Origin of the sequence: Nocardia sp. MH4 (assembly GCF_019266065.1) — a bacterium.
GTDB lineage: Bacteria > Actinomycetota > Actinomycetes > Mycobacteriales > Mycobacteriaceae > Nocardia > Nocardia canadensis.
On the sequence record NZ_LPNR01000100.1, the window covers coordinates 15248 to 33255 of the forward strand.

General features: G+C 67.8%; 18 protein-coding genes. 14 read left to right on the top strand and 4 right to left on the bottom strand.

Going from position 1 to position 18008, the window contains the following annotated elements; all coding sequences use genetic code 11:
- The first annotated feature begins 51 nt into the window (after window positions 1–51).
- Window positions 52–1695: an acyl-CoA synthetase gene (locus tag ATM97_RS15390; RefSeq protein ID WP_218718706.1), complete on the top strand. Its 1644-nt coding sequence runs from the start codon at window positions 52–54 to the stop codon at window positions 1693–1695.
- 58 nt (window positions 1696–1753) lie between these two features.
- Here ATM97_RS15390 and ATM97_RS15395 read toward each other — a convergent pair whose 3' ends face one another.
- Window positions 1754–2932, bottom strand: a complete 1179-nt coding sequence (locus ATM97_RS15395) for an FAD-dependent monooxygenase (RefSeq protein ID WP_218718707.1) — start codon at window positions 2930–2932, stop codon at window positions 1754–1756.
- A gap of 98 nt (window positions 2933–3030) precedes the next feature.
- On the opposite strand from ATM97_RS15395, the gene ATM97_RS15400 reads away from it, so the two are divergent.
- Window positions 3031–3615 carry a TetR/AcrR family transcriptional regulator gene (locus ATM97_RS15400; protein ID WP_218718708.1) on the top strand — a complete coding sequence of 195 codons (585 nt, stop codon included), beginning with the start codon at window positions 3031–3033 and terminating at the stop codon, window positions 3613–3615.
- Between the two features lie 121 nt (window positions 3616–3736).
- Here the strand turns inward: ATM97_RS15400 and ATM97_RS35010 are convergent, their stop codons facing one another.
- Genes ATM97_RS35010 through ATM97_RS15415 form a run of 3 tightly spaced genes read right to left on the bottom strand, consistent with a single transcriptional unit; the run spans window position 3737 to window position 6344 of the window.
- Window positions 3737–4000: a type II toxin-antitoxin system prevent-host-death family antitoxin gene (locus ATM97_RS35010; protein WP_218718770.1), complete on the bottom strand. Its 264-nt coding sequence runs from the start codon at window positions 3998–4000 to the stop codon at window positions 3737–3739.
- A 29-nt stretch (window positions 4001–4029) separates the two neighbouring features.
- Window positions 4030–5127: an acyl-CoA dehydrogenase family protein gene (locus ATM97_RS15410; RefSeq protein ID WP_218718709.1), complete on the bottom strand. Its 1098-nt coding sequence runs from the start codon at window positions 5125–5127 to the stop codon at window positions 4030–4032.
- Window positions 5128–5150: 23 nt separating this feature from the next.
- The gene (locus ATM97_RS15415; RefSeq protein ID WP_218718710.1) at window positions 5151–6344 is read right to left on the bottom strand and encodes an acyl-CoA dehydrogenase family protein; all 1194 of its coding nucleotides are present in this window, start codon (window positions 6342–6344) and stop codon (window positions 5151–5153) included.
- 188 nt (window positions 6345–6532) lie between these two features.
- Here ATM97_RS15415 and ATM97_RS15420 point away from each other — a divergent pair, with 188 nt between their 5' ends.
- The 12 genes from ATM97_RS15420 (at window position 6533) to ATM97_RS15475 (ending at window position 18000) form a co-directional block, all read left to right on the top strand.
- Window positions 6533–6721 (top strand): ferredoxin, encoded by a 189-nt coding sequence (locus ATM97_RS15420; protein WP_019044780.1) that lies wholly within the window; start codon window positions 6533–6535, stop codon window positions 6719–6721.
- 43 nt (window positions 6722–6764) lie between these two features.
- Window positions 6765–7667, top strand: a complete 903-nt coding sequence (locus tag ATM97_RS15425) for a 3-oxoacyl-ACP reductase (protein ID WP_218718711.1) — start codon at window positions 6765–6767, stop codon at window positions 7665–7667.
- A gap of 324 nt (window positions 7668–7991) precedes the next feature.
- Window positions 7992–8756 (top strand): ABC transporter permease, encoded by a 765-nt coding sequence (locus tag ATM97_RS15430; protein WP_019044782.1) that lies wholly within the window; start codon window positions 7992–7994, stop codon window positions 8754–8756.
- Window positions 8757–8761: 5 nt separating this feature from the next.
- Window positions 8762–9613, top strand: coding sequence for an ABC transporter permease (locus ATM97_RS15435; RefSeq protein ID WP_218718712.1), 852 nt, complete (start codon window positions 8762–8764; stop codon window positions 9611–9613).
- 4 nt (window positions 9614–9617) lie between these two features.
- A complete protein-coding gene (locus ATM97_RS15440) occupies window positions 9618–10817 on the top strand; it encodes an MCE family protein (RefSeq protein WP_218718713.1) in 1200 nt (399 codons plus the stop codon).
- Entirely contained in the window at window positions 10814–11842 is a 1029-nt protein-coding gene (locus tag ATM97_RS15445; protein WP_218718714.1) for an MCE family protein, read from the top strand. Before ATM97_RS15440 ends, ATM97_RS15445 begins: the two co-directional genes overlap by 4 nt.
- Window positions 11835–12902, top strand: a complete 1068-nt coding sequence (locus ATM97_RS15450) for an MCE family protein (protein ID WP_218718715.1) — start codon at window positions 11835–11837, stop codon at window positions 12900–12902. Before ATM97_RS15445 ends, ATM97_RS15450 begins: the two co-directional genes overlap by 8 nt.
- Window positions 12899–14161 carry an MCE family protein gene (locus tag ATM97_RS15455; protein ID WP_218718716.1) on the top strand — a complete coding sequence of 421 codons (1263 nt, stop codon included), beginning with the start codon at window positions 12899–12901 and terminating at the stop codon, window positions 14159–14161. The genes ATM97_RS15450 and ATM97_RS15455 overlap by 4 nt, the downstream gene beginning before the upstream one ends.
- A complete protein-coding gene (locus ATM97_RS15460; protein WP_218718717.1) occupies window positions 14158–15384 on the top strand; it encodes an MCE family protein in 1227 nt (408 codons plus the stop codon). The genes ATM97_RS15455 and ATM97_RS15460 overlap by 4 nt, the downstream gene beginning before the upstream one ends.
- Window positions 15381–16784 (top strand): MCE family protein, encoded by a 1404-nt coding sequence (locus ATM97_RS15465; RefSeq protein WP_218718718.1) that lies wholly within the window; start codon window positions 15381–15383, stop codon window positions 16782–16784. The genes ATM97_RS15460 and ATM97_RS15465 overlap by 4 nt, the downstream gene beginning before the upstream one ends.
- Complete coding sequence (locus ATM97_RS15470; RefSeq protein WP_218718719.1) at window positions 16781–17518, top strand: hypothetical protein; 738 nt, start codon at window positions 16781–16783, stop codon at window positions 17516–17518. The genes ATM97_RS15465 and ATM97_RS15470 overlap by 4 nt, the downstream gene beginning before the upstream one ends.
- Window positions 17515–18000, top strand: coding sequence for a h domain protein (locus tag ATM97_RS15475; protein ID WP_255587827.1), 486 nt, complete (start codon window positions 17515–17517; stop codon window positions 17998–18000). The genes ATM97_RS15470 and ATM97_RS15475 overlap by 4 nt, the downstream gene beginning before the upstream one ends.
- The last annotated feature ends 8 nt before the right edge of the window (window positions 18001–18008 follow it).

Sequence of the window (18008 nt, forward strand, 5' to 3'; positions counted from 1 at the left end):
TGACGCGCCACCCCCTTGTCAGAAACAGTAACACGTTCTATTTTTGTTCCTGTGAGCTACAACATAGCCGATCTCGTCGAACACGCCGTCGACCTGATGCCCGACCGGATCGTGCTGGTCGGCGAACATCGCGAGTCGACCTACGCCGAACTGGAGGAGCGGGCCAACAAACTGGCCCACTACCTGCTGGAACAGGGTGTGAAACCCGGCGACAAAGTCGGAATCTACTCCCGCAACACTGTCGAAGCCGTCGAAGCGATGGTCGCGATCTTCAAGGCGCGGGCGGTGATGATCAACGTCAACTACCGCTACGTCGAGAACGAGTTGCTGCACATCTTCGACAACTCCGACATGGTCGCGCTGATCCACGAGCGCCGCTACACCGACAAGGTGCAAGCGGTCCTGCCCAAGGTGCCCGACCTGAAGACGGTGCTCGTCGTCGAGGACGGCACCGACGGGCCGACCGCGCCCGGCACCGTGGAGTACGAGGCGGCGCTGGCCGCCTCCTCCGGTGAGCGCGACTTCGGCGAGCGCTCGCCCGACGACATCTACATGCTCTACACCGGCGGCACCACCGGCCTGCCCAAGGGCGTGATGTGGCGCCACGAGGACGTGTGGCGGGTGCTCGGCGCCGGCATCAACTTCATCACCGGCGAGTACACCAAGGACGAGTGGGAGCTGGCCAAGATCGGCGCGGCCAACCCGCAGATGGTGCGCTACCCGATTCCGCCGATGATTCACGGCGGCGCGCAGTGGGCCACCTTCCACAGCCTGTTCGGTGGCGGCAAGGCCGTGATGATCCCCGAGTTCAGCGGGCACGGGGTCTGGCAGGCCGTCGACAAGCACAAGATCAACCTGATCTTCATCACCGGCGACGCTATGGCGCGGCCGATGCTCGACGCGCTCGAGGAAGGCAACCCGGAAACCGGTGAGCCCTACGACCTCTCGTCGCTGTACGTGCTCGCCAGCAGTGCCGCGCTGTTCTCGCCGCCGCTGAAGGACAAGTTCCTCGAGCTCCTGCCCAACCGGCTGCTCACCGACTCCATCGGTTCCTCGGAGACCGGTTTCGGTGGTCTGGCCACGATCGCCAAGGGCCAGACCCACACCGGCGGCCCGCGGGTGAAGATCGACGCGGCGACCCAGGTGCTCGACGAGGAAGGCAATCCGGTCGAGCCGGGTTCCGGCGTCGTCGGTCTGCTGGCGCGCAGCGGCCACATCCCGCTCGGCTACTACAAGGACGAGGTCAAGTCGGCCGCGACGTTCAAGGAGTTCAACGGCGTTCGCTACGCGATCCCCGGCGACTTCGCGCGCGTCGAGGAGGACGGCACCGTCACCATGCTCGGCCGTGGTTCGGTCAGCATCAACAGTGGTGGCGAGAAGATCTACCCCGAAGAGGTCGAGGGCGCGCTCAAGGCGCATCCGGACATCTTCGACGCGCTCGTCGTCGGTGTCGAGGACGCGCGCTGGGGACAGCGGGTGGTCGCGGTCGTGCAGTGTCGCGGTGACAAGCGCCCGACCCTGGCCGATCTGAAGCCGGTGCTGACCCAGGAAATCGCGTCGTACAAGCAGCCGCGCAGCCTGTGGTTCGTCGACGAGATCAAGCGCTCGCCCGCGGGCAAGCCGGACTACCGGTGGGCCAAGGCGCAGACCGACGAGCGACCTGCCGACGAGCACGCCGACGCCGGCTCGGCGTAGGTATCGACAGGGAGCGGGGCCCTTCCGGCGATGTCGCCGGAAGGGCCCCGCTCGTGTGTCAGCGGTTGGCGAGTTCGGCGAGCTGGTAGGCCAGCTTGCCGCGAACCGCGGGGATGCCGGTGAGCAGGCGCAGCGCGGTATTGCGCGCGGTGCGAGCCGGCGCCGATTGCAGGGTGGCCATGCGGGTCATCCGGTCGGTGAAGGCGACGACGTCCAGCGCGATCGGCCTGCGCACGGTCTCGTACTCGTCCAGCAGCGAATCCGGTTCGCCTGATACCACTTTCGCCAGCAACTGGGCGAGCAGCGCGGCGTCCTGGATTCCGGTGTTCATGCCCTGGCCGCCCGCCGGGCTGTGTACGTGGGCGGCGTCGCCCGCGAGCAGGACCCGGCCCGCGCGGTAGTGGTCGGCGACGCGGTGGTGCACGCGGAACCGCGAGCTCCACAGCACTTCGTCGACCCGTACCTCGCCCGCCGGACCCCGGGCGTCGAGGAGAGTCTGGATGTCGTCGAGGGTCGGGTGCTCGGGAGCCTCGTCGACGGTGGCGACGACGCGGTAGCGCTGCTGCGCCGCGTCGGGCAGCGGCGCGACCACGGTGACGCCCTCCGGTGAAAGATGCAGCGAGACTTCGGTTCGCGGGGTCGGCCAGCTCATCCGGACATCGGCGAGGACGAACGACGCCGGGTAGGTGTCGCCGGTGAAGCCGATGCCCGCCTGCTCGCGGACGACGCTGTGCATGCCGTCGGCGCCGATCAGGTAGTCGGCGGTGATGGTGCCCACCGTGCCGTCGGCGGTGGTGTACTCGACTGTCACACAGCCGTTCTCGTCGGTGACCCGCTCGACGGTGAGCGGGCGGTGGACAGTGCCGCCCAGCTGGTGCAGCCGGTCGAGCAGGACCTGCTCGGTGACGTCCTGGGGGATCATCAGGGTGTAGGGGTAGGCGGTCGGCAGGTCGTCGAAGGCGATGGTGGCCAACGTCTTCGGGCCGTCGTGCACCTTGAAGGTGGGGACCTTGATGCCGCGCGCGACGAGTTCTTTCGCGATGCCGAGTTCGTCGAGCACCTCCAGGGTCCTGGCGTGCACGACCGCGGCGCGCGAGGTGTTGGCGCCTTCGCCGAGCCGATCGACGAGGACGTGGTCGACGCCCGCTGCCGCGAGCACGATCGCGGCGGTGAGACCGGCGGGGCCCGCGCCGACGATGACGACGGACGTGGCTTCGGGCAGGGAGGTGGCGGTCATGACGACTCCTGGTCAACGCTTGTTTGCCAACGCTTGTAGGCATAACGGTAGGTCGAGGTGCTCGCGATGTCAACAGTTGTTGGCCTACACTTGTTGGCGTGAAGTCCGCCGAGCAGAATTCCCCGGTCCGCCGCTCCGACGCCACCAAGGCCGTCATCCTCGACGCCGCCCGTGCGCGGTTCGCCGTCGACGGTTATGCGAAGGCGACCATCCGTGCCATCGCCGCCGACGCCGAGATAGACCCGTCCATGGTCATGCGCTATTTCGGGAACAAGGACGGGCTCTTCGCCGCGGCCGTGCAGATCGACCTGGACCTGCCCGACCTGGCCGCGGCACCTCCCGATGCCATCGGTGAGGTGCTGGTCCGGCGGTTCCTGGCGATCTGGGAGGGCCACGACAGCGCGGTCATGCTGATCTTGCTGCGCTCGGCGATCACCGACGACAAGGTGGCCGACCGCGTCCGCGCGATCTTCGCTGAACAGGTCCTGCCCGCGGTCCTGTGCTTCGGCGACCCCGCCGACGCCCCCCGCCGCGGCGGCCTGGTCGTCACCCAGCTCCTCGGCCTCGCCCTGTGCCGCTACATCCTGCGCCTACCCCCGGTCGTCGAGATGCGCCCCGATGCGATCGTCGCCGACGTCGCCCCGGTCATCCAGCGCTATCTCACCTCGTCGCCGATCGACTGATCGGGGAACTACTGCTTCAGGACGGCTATCAGGCGGGCGGCGCGGACAGTGTGCTGTCCCGTCACATCGTCGGCGATGGCGCGGAGATCGGCGTCGGCGAGGTAGTAGATCTCCGCCGCGGTCATTCGGCGAGCCTGTCGAGCAGGCTCCTATGACGCTCGGCGAATTGTTTCGATAGTGCCCGGACCTGGCTGTCGGCCGCTTCGGCCATGGACTCGGGTACCACGGCGGCAACGCGTCGGCCGTGCCGAGTCAGATGCACGACCTTGCCGGACTCTGCGGCCGCGATGACCTCTGCCAGGCGATCCCGCGCTTCACTGACGGGGATCTCCCTTGACCCGAACCTCGCTCGTCGGAACGACAGCGGGCCGGGCTGATCGAACAGCCCGGCCCGCCGCCGTCACCGGTTGGGGTTCAGCCCGCCAGTTCCGCGCCGAGGGCGAGGAGGTGGGGAGTGGCGCCGCCGAGGGCGAATTCGTGGTGTTTGGCGGCGGTGAAGTAGTTGTGGACGATGTGGTCGCGGTCGATGCCGAGACCGCCGTGGACGTGGACGACGGTGTGGGCGACCTTGTGGCCCGCGTCGGCCGCCCAGAACTTGGCGATGTGGATGGCCTCGGCGGCGGGGAGGTCCTCGGACAGGCGCCAGGCGGCCTGGGTGACCGTCAGGCGCAGGCCGCCGATGTCGATGTAGGCGTCGGCGAGGCGCTGGGCGACGGACTGGAACGAGCCGATCGGCTTGCCGAACTGCTCGCGGGTGCGGGTGTGCTCGGCGGTCAGCTCGAGCGCGCGCTCCAGGGTGCCCAGTTGCAGGGCCGACAGGCCCAGCCAGGCGTGTTCGCGCAGCCAGGTGAGGACGTCGGCGCCGGACTCGATGCTGCCGAGCAGAGTGGCCGGGGTGGCGGCGAGCTCGACGACGAATTCGGGGCTCAGGTCGACGACCTGCTGGGCGGTGCGGGTGACCGAGGCGTGGTCCGGGTCGATCACGAAGACGCCGACACCGTTGGAGGTGATGGCGGGCACCAGGATTCGGTCGGCGCGATCGGCGTAGGCGACGGTGGTCGCGCTGCCGGTCAGCGTCCAGGCCGCACCGGCGGGCTCGGCGACGATGCCCGGCGCGGCGGTGGTGGCACGCAGTTCCTCGGCCAGCGCCGCGGTGAGCACGACCTCGCCCCGGCCCGCTCGCGCGGCCAGCTGACGCTGGTCGGCGTCGCCGAACTTCGCCAGCGCGCCCGCGCCGATGACGATCGACCACAGGTAGGGGACCGCGGCGACGACGCGGCCGAGTTCACGCAGGATCGCGGTCTGCTCGAGCATGCCGAAATCGCTGCCGCCCAGGTCTTCCGGCAGGGCCGCGGCCAGCACGCCGGTCTCGGCGAGCGACTTCCACAGCTGCTCGTCGTAGCGGCCCGCGGTGTCGAGCTCGCGCAGGCGGTCGGCGGTGACCAGCTTGGCGCAGATCTCGCCGGTCAGCCGGGCGAGATCGGTCTGGGCTTCGGTAGGGGTGAAATCCATGAGGGGATACCGGCTTTCTCAGGTCAGCGAGCGGACGCGGGCTGGCGCAGGGCGGTCATGGCGATGATGTCGCGCTGCACCTCGTTGGTGCCGCCGCCGAAGGTGAGGATCAGCGCGGCCCGGTGCATCCGCTCGAGCCGGCCGAGCATCGCCGCGCCGGGGGAGTCCTGGCGCAGGTAACCGTGCGAGCCCACGACCTCCATCAACAGGCGGTAGGCCTCGGTGGACAGCTCGGTGCCGTAGACCTTGCACGCGGAGGCGTCCCACGGCTTGGGCGCCGCCTCGCCGCCCTGGTCGGCACGGCTGGCGATCTCCCAGTTCAGCAGCTTGAGGTATTCGACCTTGGCGTAGACGCGCGCCAGGTTCAGGCGCACCCACTCCTGGTCGATCACCCGCTTGCCGTCGGGCCCGGTGGTCTCGCGCGCCCACTGGACGGTCTGGTTGACCGCGAGCGAGAGCGGCCCGGCCGAGGTCAGCGCGACGCGCTCATGGTTGAGCTGGTTGGTGATCAGCGACCAGCCGCCGTTCTCCGGCCCGACCATCGAGGAGGCGGGCACCCGCACGTCCTGGTAGTAGGTGGCGCTGGTGTCGGGCCCGGCCATCGTGTGCACCGGCGTCCAGGAGAAGCCCTCGACGTCGGTCGGCACGATGAACATCGAGATGCCCTTGTGCTTCTTGGCCGTCGGGTCGGTGCGCACCGCCAGCCAGATGTAGTCGGCGTAGGCGATGAGGCTGGTCCACATCTTCTGGCCGTTGATGACGAAGTCGTCGCCGTCGCGCACCGCGGCGGTGCGCAGCGAGGCCAGGTCGGTGCCCGCGCCGGGCTCGGAGTAACCGATGGCGAAGTGCAGTTCACCCGAGGCGATCTTGGGCAGGAAGAACTTCTTCTGCTCCTCGGTGCCGTACTGCATGATCGTCGGCGCGACCGAGTTGAGCGTCAGGAACGGCACGGGCGCGCCGGCGATGGCGGCTTCCTCGACGAAGATCAGCTGATCCATCGTCGTGCGGTCCTGGCCGCCGTACTCCTTGGGCCAGCTCAGCGTCAGCCAGCCGTCGCGGCCCATCTGGCGCACGACCTCGCGGTAGACATTGCCCTCGCCGTACTCGCCGGTCTGCAGGCTCAGCGCCGCGCGCCGTTCCGGCGTCATCAGCTGGGCGAAATACTCGCGCAGCTCGGCGCGCAATTCTTCCTGCTGCGGCGTATACGCGACGCGCATGGTTCCTACCTCGGTCTCAGCTGCGAAAACGGACGTCGGCGGGGCGCAGGGGGTGGGCCCCGCCGAAACCGATCATTGCATATGAACTGGAACATGTTCCAGTATTGACAGTGAATCGGCAGCTGTTCCGCCTCGCGGACCGTGCTGTCTGGGTTAGTGTCGCGGAGACCGCGTGGAAGGAAGTTCTCATGAAGATCATCGTCGATTTCGACCGCTGCGAAGCGAACGGCGTGTGCGTAGGAATCGCCCCTGACATGTTTGAACTCGATGACGACGACAACCTGCACGTGCTCGAGGGCGATGTGGCCGACGATCGCGTCGCCGACGTCGAGGAGGCGGTGGCGCAGTGTCCCAAGGCCGCGCTGAGGTTGGCGTGATCGACTCTTGTCGGATAGTGAAACACGTTCTAGAGTCGGCCCGATGAGTGTGATGCAGACTTCACTGGACGGCCGGGTCGCGATCGTGACCGGCGCAGGCGCCGGTCTCGGCCGCGCCGAGGCCCTCGCGCTGGCCGCGGCGGGTGCGGCGGTGGTCGTCAACGACCTCACCGAGGATGCCGCCGCCGAGACCATCGCCGCGATTCGCGAGCTCGGCGGCAAGGCGGAGTTCGTCGGCGGCAGCATCGCCGAGCGCGCCACCGCCGACGCCCTGATCTCGACCGCCCAGGAATCCCTCGGCGGCCTCGATATCGTCGTCAACAACGCGGGCATCACCCGCGACCGCATGCTGTTCAACATGTCCGACGAGGACTTCGACGCGGTGATCGCCGTGCACCTGCGCGGACACTTCCTGCTCTCGCGCAACGCGGGCGCCTACTGGCGCGCGGCGTCCAAGGCCGCGGGTGCGCCGGTCTACGGTCGGCTGGTCAACACCTCCTCGGAGGCGGGCCTGCTCGGGCCGGAGGGCCAGGCGAACTACGGCGCGGCCAAAGCGGGCATCACCGCGCTGACGCTGTCGGCCGCGCGTGGCCTGTCCCGCTTCGGTGTGCGGTCCAACGCGATCTGCCCGCGGGCCAGGACCGCGATGACCGAGGCCGTGTTCTCCGAGGCGCCCGAAGGGTCGGTCGACCCGCTCGCGCCCGAGCATGTCGCCAAGCTCGTCGCCTACCTCGCCTCGCCCGCCGCCGACGCGGTCAACGGCCAGGTCTTCGTCGTCTACGGCCCGATGGTCGCCCTGATGGCGGCTCCCGAGGTGGAGGCCCGCTTCGACGCCGCGGGCGCCGAATGGTCCGAGGCCGACCTCGCCTCGACGCTGCACGGCTACTTTGCCGAGCGTCCCGCCGACCACACGTTCTCGGCCCGCTCGCTGCGCGATCTGGGCTGATCGCCGAACCACCGATTTGCCGGGTGTTGGCTCGCCGCGCGCCACGACGGGCATGTCTGCCGAGTTGTGTTGATCACAGGTCCAGGTGTTGGTAGACATGAGCGTCGGGGTGTGTGACGGCTCACAGGAGGTAAAAGGCATTCGGTCAGTTTTCGTTTCAGTTTCGGCGGCACATTTCGCGAAAAAGTCCTGGTAATAGTCTCCCCAAATGGCAGACATCAACAGGAACATGTTCTAGTCTTTGGGCAGTCTTCAGAACGGGGTGGCAGTGCAGTACGGGTACGCGGGTCGATCGATCCGCCCGTCCAAGAAGGAGGAATTCGCGTGAACGACCTCCTTGCTGTCCCGTTGCGGGCGGTCGGCGGATTCTTCGAACTCGGCGCGGACGTGGCCAAGGCCGCGGTCCGGCGCCCGTTCCAGTGGCGTGAGTTCATCGACCAGTCGTGGTTCGTCGCTCGCGTGTCGATCGTGCCGACGCTGTTGGTGGCGATCCCGTTCACGGTGCTGGTCGTCTTCACTCTCAACATCCTGTTGCGCGAGATCGGTGCCGCCGACCTCAGTGGGGCGGCCGCCGCGTTCGGCGCCGTCACGCAGGTCGGGCCCATCGTGACGGTGCTGATCGTGGCCGGCGCGGGCGCCACCGCGATCTGCGCCGACCTCGGTGCGCGCACCATCCGCGAAGAGATCGACGCGATGAAGGTGCTCGGCATCGACCCGGTCAGCCGCCTGGTCGTGCCCCGCGTGCTCGCCTCGATGTTCGTGGCGTTGATGCTCAACAGCCTCGTGTGCACCGTCGGCATCGTCGGTGGCTTCGCCTTCTCGGTCTTCCTGCAGGGGGTGAATCCCGGTGCGTTCGTCAACGGCATTCCGCTGCTGACGAATCTGCCCGAGCTGATCATCTCGGAGATCAAGGCCGGTCTGTTCGGGCTGATCGCCGGAATGGTCGCCTGCTATCTCGGATTGCAGGTGAAAGGCGGCCCCAAGAGTGTCGGTGACGCGGTGAACCAAACAGTGGTGTTCGCCTTCATGGCCCTGTTCGTGGTGAATGTTGTCGTCACCGCGATCGGCTTGAAATTCACGGTGCGGTGACCGAAATGGCATTCATTGTTCGCAGCAAGTTCCCGCGCACGGTCCGTCGTTTCGAGCGCGCCTCGAAATCCGTGGATTCCCTGGGTGACAAGGCGATCTTTTTCGTCAAGGCGCTCGCCTCGGTGCCGCGCGCACTGGTGCACTACCGCACCGAGACCATCCGGCTGATCGCCGAGATCAGCATGGGCAGTGGCGCTTTGGCGGTGATCGGCGGCACGGTCGTGATCGTCGGCTTCCTGACGCTGATGGCGGGCGGCACCATCGCGGTGCAGGGCTACAGCTCGCTCGGCAATATCGGCGTCGAAGCGCTGACCGGCTTCTTCGCCGCCTTCATCAATGTCCGCATCGCCGCGCCGGTGATCTCCGGGATCGGTCTGGCCGCCACCATCGGCGCCGGTGCTACCGCCCAGCTGGGCGCGATGCGGGTGGCCGAGGAAATCGACGCGCTGGAATCGATGGCGATCCGGCCGGTTCCATTCCTCGTCGGTACCCGGGTGCTGGCCGGCCTGATCGCGATCGTGCCGCTCTACGCGCTCGCGGTGATCGCCTCCTTCCTCGCCAGCCGCTTCGCGACGGTGGTGATCTACGGACAGTCGGCCGGTGTCTACGACCACTACTTCTCGACGTTCCTCATTCCGAGCGACATTCTGTGGTCGTTCATCCAGGCGATCGTCATGGCGCTGGCCGTCATGCTGATCCACACCTACTTCGGTTTCACCGCCGCGGGCGGCCCGGTGGGCGTCGGTGTCGCGGTCGGTAACGCGGTGCGGGCCTCGCTGGTCGCGGTCGTCACAGTGACGCTGCTGATCTCGCTGGCCATCTACGGCACCTCCGGCAACTTCCACCTCTCGGGATAGCGCGATGGATACCAATCGGTTCGTTGCCGCCATGCAGGGCGGGCTCGGGCGCAAGCTCGCCGCGCTCGCGCTGGTCGGCCTGCTCGTCGCGGGTGCCTGGCTCGCGATAGCGCTGTTCCAAGGCGCGTTCACCAACACCGCTGTGGTGCTGGTCGATACGCCACGCACCGGCCTGGTCCTCGACCCCGACGCCAAGGTGAAGGTGCGCGGTGTCGAGATCGGCCGGGTCACCGACATCGACCTGCGCGCCGACGGCGCCCAGCTGCGGCTCGAAGTCGACCCCGACCAGCTGAAACTGGTGCCCGCCAACGCCGGTGTCGACATCCGCTCGACCACGGTGTTCGGTGCCAAGTACGTGAACTTCGTCGTCCCCGAGCAGCCGTCCGCCACGGCGCTGGCCCCGGGCAGCACGGTGGCGGTGAGCTCGGTGACCGTCGAGTTCAACACGCTGTTCCAGCATCTGTCCGATGTGCTCGCCCAGGTCGAGCCGGAGAAGCTCAACGCGACGCTGACCGCGCTGGGCACCGCGCTGGAAGGCCGAGGCGACAAGCTGGGCGATCTGCTGGTGCGTTCGGATCGCTATCTGCGCGAACTCAATCCATACCTGCCGACCCTGCAGTCCGATCTGGACAAGACCGCCGCCGTGACCGGCCTCTACGCCGAGGTCACCGATCCGCTGTTGCGCACGGTCGACAACGCGACCGGTACGTCGCAGACGATCACCGAGATGCAGGGCCAGCTCGACAACGTGCTGGTCAACGTGATCGGGCTGTCCGACACGGTGGGATCGGTACTGCGCGAGAACGAACGCGATCTGGTGACCGCGCTCGACCTGCTGCGGCCGACGACCGGCCTGCTGTTCGAGTACGCCCCCGCACTGCGCTGCATCATCGACGGCCTCGGCCCGCTGGTGCCGATCGCCGAGGAGATGATGGGTGGACGACTGCCGGGTGTCGGCATGAACGCCAGCTTCATGCTCGGTGCCCAGCCCTACACCTATCCGAACGACCTACCCAAGGTGAACGCCACCGGCGGCCCGCGCTGTGAGGGCGTGGTGGACCGGGTACCGAACAGCCATTCGAACTATCTGGTGACCGATACCAGCGAGGGCACGGTGTACACGCCGAACACCCAACACGAATTCCACGGTGTGCCAAAGGTATTCCAGCTGCTGCTGGACGGATTGCCGGGAGTGACGCGGTGAGGAATACGGGAACGACGATCAAACTGGCGATCTTCACCGTGGTGATGACGCTGGTGTTCGCCGGCCTGGCCATCGTCTTGAGTCAGGCCCGGTTCTCCAGCGAGAACGGCTATCGCGCGGTGTTCACCAGCTCCTCGGGCATGTTGCCGGGCGCCAAGGTGCGCATCGCCGGTGTGCCGGTGGGCTCGGTGACCTCGGTGAAGGTCGGCGACGACAACTTCGCGCACGTCGAGTTCGACGTCGACACCAAGTACGCGGTGCTGGCCAGCACCCGGGCGGCGATCAAATACGAGAACCTGGTCGGCGACCGCTACCTGGAACTGATGGAGGGGCCGGGCTCGGCTCGGCGCCTGTCCGATGGCGACACCATCGGCCGCGAGCAGACCTCGCCCGCACTGGATCTGGACCTGCTGCTCGGCGGATTCAAGCCGCTGCTGCGCGGGCTCGATCCGGCACAGGTCAACGACCTCACCGAGGCATTGCTGCAGATCTTCCAGGGGCAGGGCGGCACGCTGGTCTCCCTGCTGAACAGCGGCGGGAACTTCGCCAGGACCCTGGCCGACCGGGACGCGTTGATCGGCAGCGTGATCGATAACTTGAACACCGTGCTGGCCACCATCGCCGACCGCGGTGATCAGTTCGCCACCACCATCGACGAACTGCAGCGCCTGGTCAGCGACCTGTCCGCGCAGCGTGACCCGATCGGCAACGCGTTGCCGCGGATCGCGGGCGCGACCCAGGAACTCAACGACCTGCTGGTGCAGGCTCGCCCCGATCTGCGCAACACCATCGAACAGACCGGCAGGCTCGCCACGAATCTGGACGAGGGTTCCGACCACATCGAATGGGTGCTCGGAAAGCTGCCGGACACCTACAAGAAGCTCATCCGGATCGGTGCCTATGGTTCTTTCCTGCAGCTGTACATCTGCGGTACCAACTTCCTGATCAGCGGCCCCAACGGCGAGCCGATGGAAGTTCACGCACCGGGTCTGCAGGCGACCGGAAGGTGCACGCCCAATGAATGAGAACAAGTCGTCAGCGGCGACGATCGGTATCGTCGGTGTGGTTCTGGCGGTGACGATCTCGCTCGCGACGCTGCAATTCACCGAGCTGCCCTTCATCCGTTCGGGAGCGACCTTCACCGCGAACTTCCTCGATGCGGGCGGCCTGGTGCCGGGCGACCCGGTGCACGTGGCCGGTGTGCGTTCCGGCGAGGTGCGGCAGGTCAGCCTCGACGGCGACAAGGTCCTGGTGAAGTTCGACCTCGACGAGTCGATCGTGCTGGGCGAGAAGACGACCGCCGCGATCAAGACGAACACGGTGCTCGGCCGCAAATCCTTGGACGTGGTGCCGAACGGTCCCGGCGCGATCGACACCGGCGACACCATTCCGCTCGACCGCACCACCTCGCCCTATTCGCTCAACGAAGCACTGAGTGATCTCGGCGGGACCGTGCGCGATCTCGATCTGGATCAGGTCGACCAGACCCTCGACACCCTGTCGACGGCCTTCGCCGATACCCCGGGCCCGCTGCGCAACGCGCTCGACGGTGTCACCGCGTTGTCGCGCAGCATCAATGTGCGCGACCAGGCGCTGACCGACCTGCTGGCCCGGGCGCAGAACGTCACCAAGATCCTGGCCGACCGCAGCACCCAGCTCAATACGCTGCTCATCGACGGCAACGAACTGCTCGGCGAGCTCGATCGGCGCCGCGCGGCGATCAACCAGCTCGTCGTCTACATCGACGACGTGGCCAGGCAGCTCTCGGGCCTGGTCGCCGACAACGAGCCGCAGATGCGGCCGACGCTGGACCGCCTGAACTCGGTGCTCGCGCTGCTCCAGCGCAACGAACAGAACCTCAACCAGGCACTCGACGGCCTCGGCCCCTACGCCGCAGCGCTCGGCGAACAGGTCGGCAACGGGCCCTGGTTCAACGCCTACGTGGTGAACGCGACAAGTACCGAATTGCGTCCGCTCGTCGATGCGCTGGTCTGGCCGGAACAGGTGCCGCAGGACGTGATCGACATCTTCACCAACCCGAGGACGCCCTACATCGCTCCTGCTGAAAAGGATCCCCCGCGATGAGCTTGAGCCAGCAGGTGCGCGGGTTGCCGCGCTGGACGATCGCGGTGGCGGTGGTGGTGATCGCGGCATTGGTCGCGGTCGGTGTCTACCTCGTCACCGGCGCCGGGAAGAACACGGTGACCGCGTCGTTCACCTCCACCACCGGCCTGTACGCCGGCGACGAGGTCCGGGTACTCGGCGTCACCGTCGGCAGCATCGACTCGATCGAACCGGGCAAGGGCCAGGTACGAGTGAAGATGAGCATCGACAGCGATGTCGATCTGCCCGCGGACGCGCGCGCCGTGATCATCGCGCCGTCACTGGTGGCGGCCCGCTTCGTACAGATCGCGCCCGGCTACAACGGTGGCCCGAAACTGGCCGACGGGGCCCAGATTCCGCTCGAGCGCACGGCGGTGCCGGTGGAGTGGGACGAGATCAAGGCCGAGCTGACCAAGTTGTCGGCGGCCCTCGGTCCGGTCGGTGACGACGAGCAGGGCTCCTTCGGCCGCTTCGTCGACACCGCGGCCGACAACCTCGACGGGAACGGGAAGAAGTTCCGCGACACCCTGCGTGAACTGTCCGCGACCATGACCACCCTGTCCGACGGGCGAACCGACCTGTTCGGCACCATTCGCAACCTGCAGAAGTTCGTCGAGGTGCTCTCGGCGAGCAACGAGCAGATCGTGCAGTTCAGTGGCCGCCTGGCGTCGGTGTCCTCGGTGCTGGCCGGCGCGTCGCAAGAACTCGGCGCGGGGCTGGACAGTCTCGATGTGGCGCTCGCCGATGTGAAGCGGTTCCTCGACGGCACCGGCGGCGAGCTGACCGAGGGTGTCGAGCGGCTCGCCGATGTCACCCAGACGCTGGTCGACAAGCGGCCCCAGCTCGAACAGGTGCTGCACTCCGGCCCGACCGCGATGGTGAACTTCTATCAGCTCTACAAGCCCGCTCAGGGCTCGCTCACCGGCGCGGTCGCCCTGAACAACAGCGCGAGTCCACTCAGCTTCCTGTGTGGTTCGATCCGGGCGCTCGAGAACAACAACTCCGATAAGTCCGCCGACCTGTGCGCGGAGTTCCTGGCACCGGTGATCAGTTCGCTGGCCATGAATTACGTGCCGGTCATGACCAACCCGGCCAGCGGCGTGACGGCTTTCCCGGAGCAGCTGGTGTACAGCGACCCGAGCCTGGCCGGTGCCGGCCAGCCGAACTCGGCGCCCGCCGCCGCCCCGATCACCGTGCCCGAAGGTCTTGCCGGGCTTGCCGTTCCAGGAGGACAGCGATGAGGCGCCAACGCGCACTCGCCGGGCTGGCCGTCGGCGTCGCCGTCGCGCTCGGCACCACCGGCTGTCAGTTCGACGGGCTCAACTCCCTGCCCATGCCCGGTTCCGAGGGCCGCATGGCCGGCTCCTACACGGTGCGGATCCAGATGCCCAATGTCACCACCCTGACCCGGAATTCGCCGGTGCGGGTGGACGATGTCGAGGTCGGCAACGTCACCGGGATCGAGGTCGAGGGCTGGCACGCGCTGGTGACGGTCTCGCTCAACCCCGATGTGCGCCTGCCCGCCAACGCGGTCGCCAAGATCGGCCAGACCAGTCTGCTCGGCAGCAACCACGTCGAGCTGTCCGAGCCGACGACGGTCGCGCCGACGGGCCAGTTGCGCGACGGCGACGTCATCCCGCTCGAGCGGGCCGGCGCCTATCCGACCACCGAGCAGGTGCTGTCCTCGTTGTCGGTGGTGCTCAACGGCGGTGGTATCGCCCAGCTCGAGACCATCACCACCGAGCTGAACGCGATGGTGAACGGCCGCGAGGCCGAGATCGCCGACCTGTTGCCCCAGCTCAACGAGCTGACCACCGGTCTGGAGCGGCAGACCGGCAGCATCATCGCCGCGATGGAAGGCCTGGACCTGCTCGCGGTGCGCCTGGCCGATCAGCGTGACGTGATCGCCGAGGCGATCGAGCAGATCCATCCCGCGCTCACCGCGCTGGCCGACCGGTCGGCGAACATCACCACCGCGATCACCGCGCTCGGTGAGCTCGGCGACGTCAGCGAACGACTCATCAAGACCAGCGGCGACGATCTGGTGGCCAATCTCCGCAGTCTCGGTCCCGTGCTGAAGACGCTGGCCGACACCGGCAACAACCTGGTCCAGGCGCTGGGCATCCTGCCGACCTTCCCGTTCCCGATCCGGAACATCGACAACGCGATCATGGGCGACTACATGAACTTGTTCATCACGTTCGACCTGACCGCCAGTCGGCTCGACAGCAACTGGCTCACCGGCACTCCGCTGGGCGGTCGCTTCGGTGGCGTCGAAGGCGTCGTCGGCTCGTTCGCGCCGTCGACCGCGACCGACGCGGGCAACCCGGCGACCACGCCGCTGGGCGCACCGGCGAGCCCGGGGCCCACGCTCAATCTGCCCGGGCTGCCGCCCATCCCCGGTCTGCCCGCCATCCCCGGACTCACCGCGCCACTGCCGGGCCAGGAAAGGGCGGGTCGATGAAACTCACCCGGTTCGTGCGAGCCCAGCTCGTGATCTTCGCGGTGCTCACGGTGATCGGCCTCGTCGTGATGAGCGTCAGCTACCTGCAGTTGCCCGCGATGTTCGGCATCGGCCGATACGCGGTGACCGTGCAGCTGGCCGCCACCGGCGGTCTCTACCCCACCGCGAATGTCTCCTACCGCGGGCAGAACATCGGCAAGGTCGAGGCGGTCCGGCTGACGACGGCCGGAGTCGAAGCGGATCTGTCGATCGACAGCGACTACAAGGTGCCCGCCGATGCGAGCGCGTGGGTGCGCAGTGTCTCGGCGATCGGCGAGCAGTATGTCGACCTGGTGCCCACCGAGCAGCCGTCGGAGGCGAATCTGCGTGACGGCTCGGTGATTCCGGAGCAGCGTACCCATCTGCCCCAGGACGTCGGCACGATGCTGGACCAGGCCGACAAGCTGCTCCAGTCGGTCGCCGACACCCGCCTGCGGCAGGTCATCGACGAGGCGTTCCTCGCCTTCAACGGCGCGGGCCCCGATCTGCAGCGGTTCATCGACTCGGCCGCGCTGCTGGTGCAGCAGGCCGAAACCGATATCGAGCCCACCAAGAAGCTGCTCGACCAGATCGGTCCGCTGCTGGACACCCAGACGCGTTCCGCGGACGATATCCGTTCCTGGACGGCGGATCTGGCCACGGTCACCGATCAGCTGCGCGAGCACGATCCGGCCCTGCGCAGCCTGTTGAACAACGGCCCTTCCGCGATGGAAGTGGTGAACAAGCAGTTCCAGGGGCTGCGCCCGACCCTGCCGCTGCTGGCCAGCAACCTGGTGAGCCTCGGACAGGTCGGGGTGACCTACAACGCGAGCGTGGAGCAGCTCCTGGTTGTCTTCCCGCCGCTGATCGCGGCGCTGCGGACCGCTATCCGCGGGCCGATCCAGTACGGCGTGATGGTCGACTTCATGACCGTCCTCAACGACCCGCCCGCCTGCACCACCGGCTTCCTGCCCGCGGATCAGTGGCGGGAGCCGAGCGACCTGACCCCGATGGACACCCCACCCGGGCTCTACTGCAAGGTGCCGCAGGACTCGAACATCGCGGTTCGCGGCATCCGCAACACCCCGTGCATGGAATTCCCCGGCGTCCGGGCACCCACGCCCGAACTGTGCCGGACGGGGTTCGTGCCGCAGGGCAACAACCCGCCGTTCGGGCCGGTTCAGCCGGTCGCTCCGGCGTCGGCACCGGCAGGCGCATCGACGGGCGGTGTGACCCCCGCCGCAGCGCGCCCCTATGATCCGTCCACGGGCAGCTATCTGGGCACGGACGGACGCACGTACCGCCAAGGTGACATCGCCGAGGACGGCTCGGGCACCGTGCCGGCCAGCTGGCAGGCGATGTTGGAGGAGCAGCAACGATGAACGACAACGACAACCGCCGCCCGCGCAGGCGGGCCGCGCGCTCGGCCGGGCCACCGGTCGAGGAGACGGCGGCCGAGACAGTCAGCATCAGTAAGAGCGAAACCGCATCACCGTCGGCGGCGCTGGACGCGGAGGCCACGGCGAAGATCGCCGGAAACTCGGCCGCCGGCACAGCGGTGAAGCCGGCGGATGTCACCGTCCAGCTCGCGGCGAGCGAGCCTGCCGAATCCGGCGGCGCGGCGGCGCCTCGCGCGCGTGGCGGCATCCTGGCGCTCGCCGCGGCGATCCTGCTCGTCCTCGCCCTGGTCGCCGGGGCCGGCTACGCGGCCTTCACCGCCTACTCGGTGAACCGGGACGAGGATCTGCGAGCGCAGTACACCGAGACCGCCCGTCAGGCGGTGCTGAACCTCACCACGATCCGCGCGCAGACGGCCAAGGAAGACATCGACCGCATCCTGGCGGTGGCCTCCGGTGACTTCAAGACCGAGTTCGACGGTCGCGTCGATCCGTTCATGGACGTCGTCAAGCAGGCGAATGTGGTCTCCTCCGGCGAGGTCGTCGAATCGGGCATCGTCACCGCCGACGCCGACTCCGCGCAGGTTCTCGTCGCCGCCAAGCAGACGGTGAGCAACAACGGCTCGCCCGAACCGCAGTCGCGGCAGTACCGATTCCGGGTCACCGTGTCGAACAGCGACACCGGCATGACCGTGTCGAAGGTGGAGTTCGTCGGATGAGCCAGCGTATGAAGATCGTCTTCGGCGGCCTCGCCGCCCTCGGCCTGATCGCGGCGGTGGTGCTCGGGGTGAGCGGCTACCAGCTGTGGCAGCACGACCGGACCGAGCAGGCCCGCAGCGACGCGATGAGCACGGCGAGCCGCACGGTCAGCGCCATGTTCACCTACGAGCCCGCCACCGTCGACACCGAGCTGCCCAAGGCGGCCGACGGCCTGACCGAGTCCTTCCGCAACGACTACCTGAAGCTGATCAAGGAAGCCATCGCGCCGGGCGCGAAGGAGAAGCAGCTCACCGTCAAGGCCACGACCCAGGCCGAGGGCATCGTCTCGGCCGAGCCCGAGCATGCGGTGGTGCTGCTCTACCTGAACCAGCTGACCACCAGCAAGGACACCCCGAACGGCACCGCCTCCGGCAGCCGGGTGCGGGTAACGATGGACAAGTCCGGGGACCGCTGGCTGGTCGCACAGGTCACGCCGGTCTGAATCCCCGC

Bases quoted from the DNA above. Each gene is read 5' to 3' on its own strand.
- ATM97_RS15395 (WP_218718707.1), bottom strand. From the start codon at position 2,932: ATGACCGCCACCTCCCTGCCCGAAGCCACGTCCGTCGTCATCGTCGGC.
- ATM97_RS15410 (WP_218718709.1), bottom strand. From the start codon at position 5,127: ATGGATTTCACCCCTACCGAAGCCCAGACCGATCTCGCCCGGCTGACC.
- ATM97_RS15415 (WP_218718710.1), bottom strand. From the start codon at position 6,344: ATGCGCGTCGCGTATACGCCGCAGCAGGAAGAATTGCGCGCCGAGCTG.
- ATM97_RS15420 (WP_019044780.1), top strand. From the start codon at position 6,533: ATGAAGATCATCGTCGATTTCGACCGCTGCGAAGCGAACGGCGTGTGC.
- ATM97_RS15425 (WP_218718711.1), top strand. From the start codon at position 6,765: ATGAGTGTGATGCAGACTTCACTGGACGGCCGGGTCGCGATCGTGACC.
- ATM97_RS15435 (WP_218718712.1), top strand. From the start codon at position 8,762: ATGGCATTCATTGTTCGCAGCAAGTTCCCGCGCACGGTCCGTCGTTTC.
- ATM97_RS15440 (WP_218718713.1), top strand. From the start codon at position 9,618: ATGGATACCAATCGGTTCGTTGCCGCCATGCAGGGCGGGCTCGGGCGC.
- ATM97_RS15450 (WP_218718715.1), top strand. From the start codon at position 11,835: ATGAATGAGAACAAGTCGTCAGCGGCGACGATCGGTATCGTCGGTGTG.
- ATM97_RS15455 (WP_218718716.1), top strand. From the start codon at position 12,899: ATGAGCTTGAGCCAGCAGGTGCGCGGGTTGCCGCGCTGGACGATCGCG.
- ATM97_RS15460 (WP_218718717.1), top strand. From the start codon at position 14,158: ATGAGGCGCCAACGCGCACTCGCCGGGCTGGCCGTCGGCGTCGCCGTC.
- ATM97_RS15465 (WP_218718718.1), top strand. From the start codon at position 15,381: ATGAAACTCACCCGGTTCGTGCGAGCCCAGCTCGTGATCTTCGCGGTG.
- ATM97_RS15470 (WP_218718719.1), top strand. From the start codon at position 16,781: ATGAACGACAACGACAACCGCCGCCCGCGCAGGCGGGCCGCGCGCTCG.
- ATM97_RS15475 (WP_255587827.1), top strand. From the start codon at position 17,515: ATGAGCCAGCGTATGAAGATCGTCTTCGGCGGCCTCGCCGCCCTCGGC.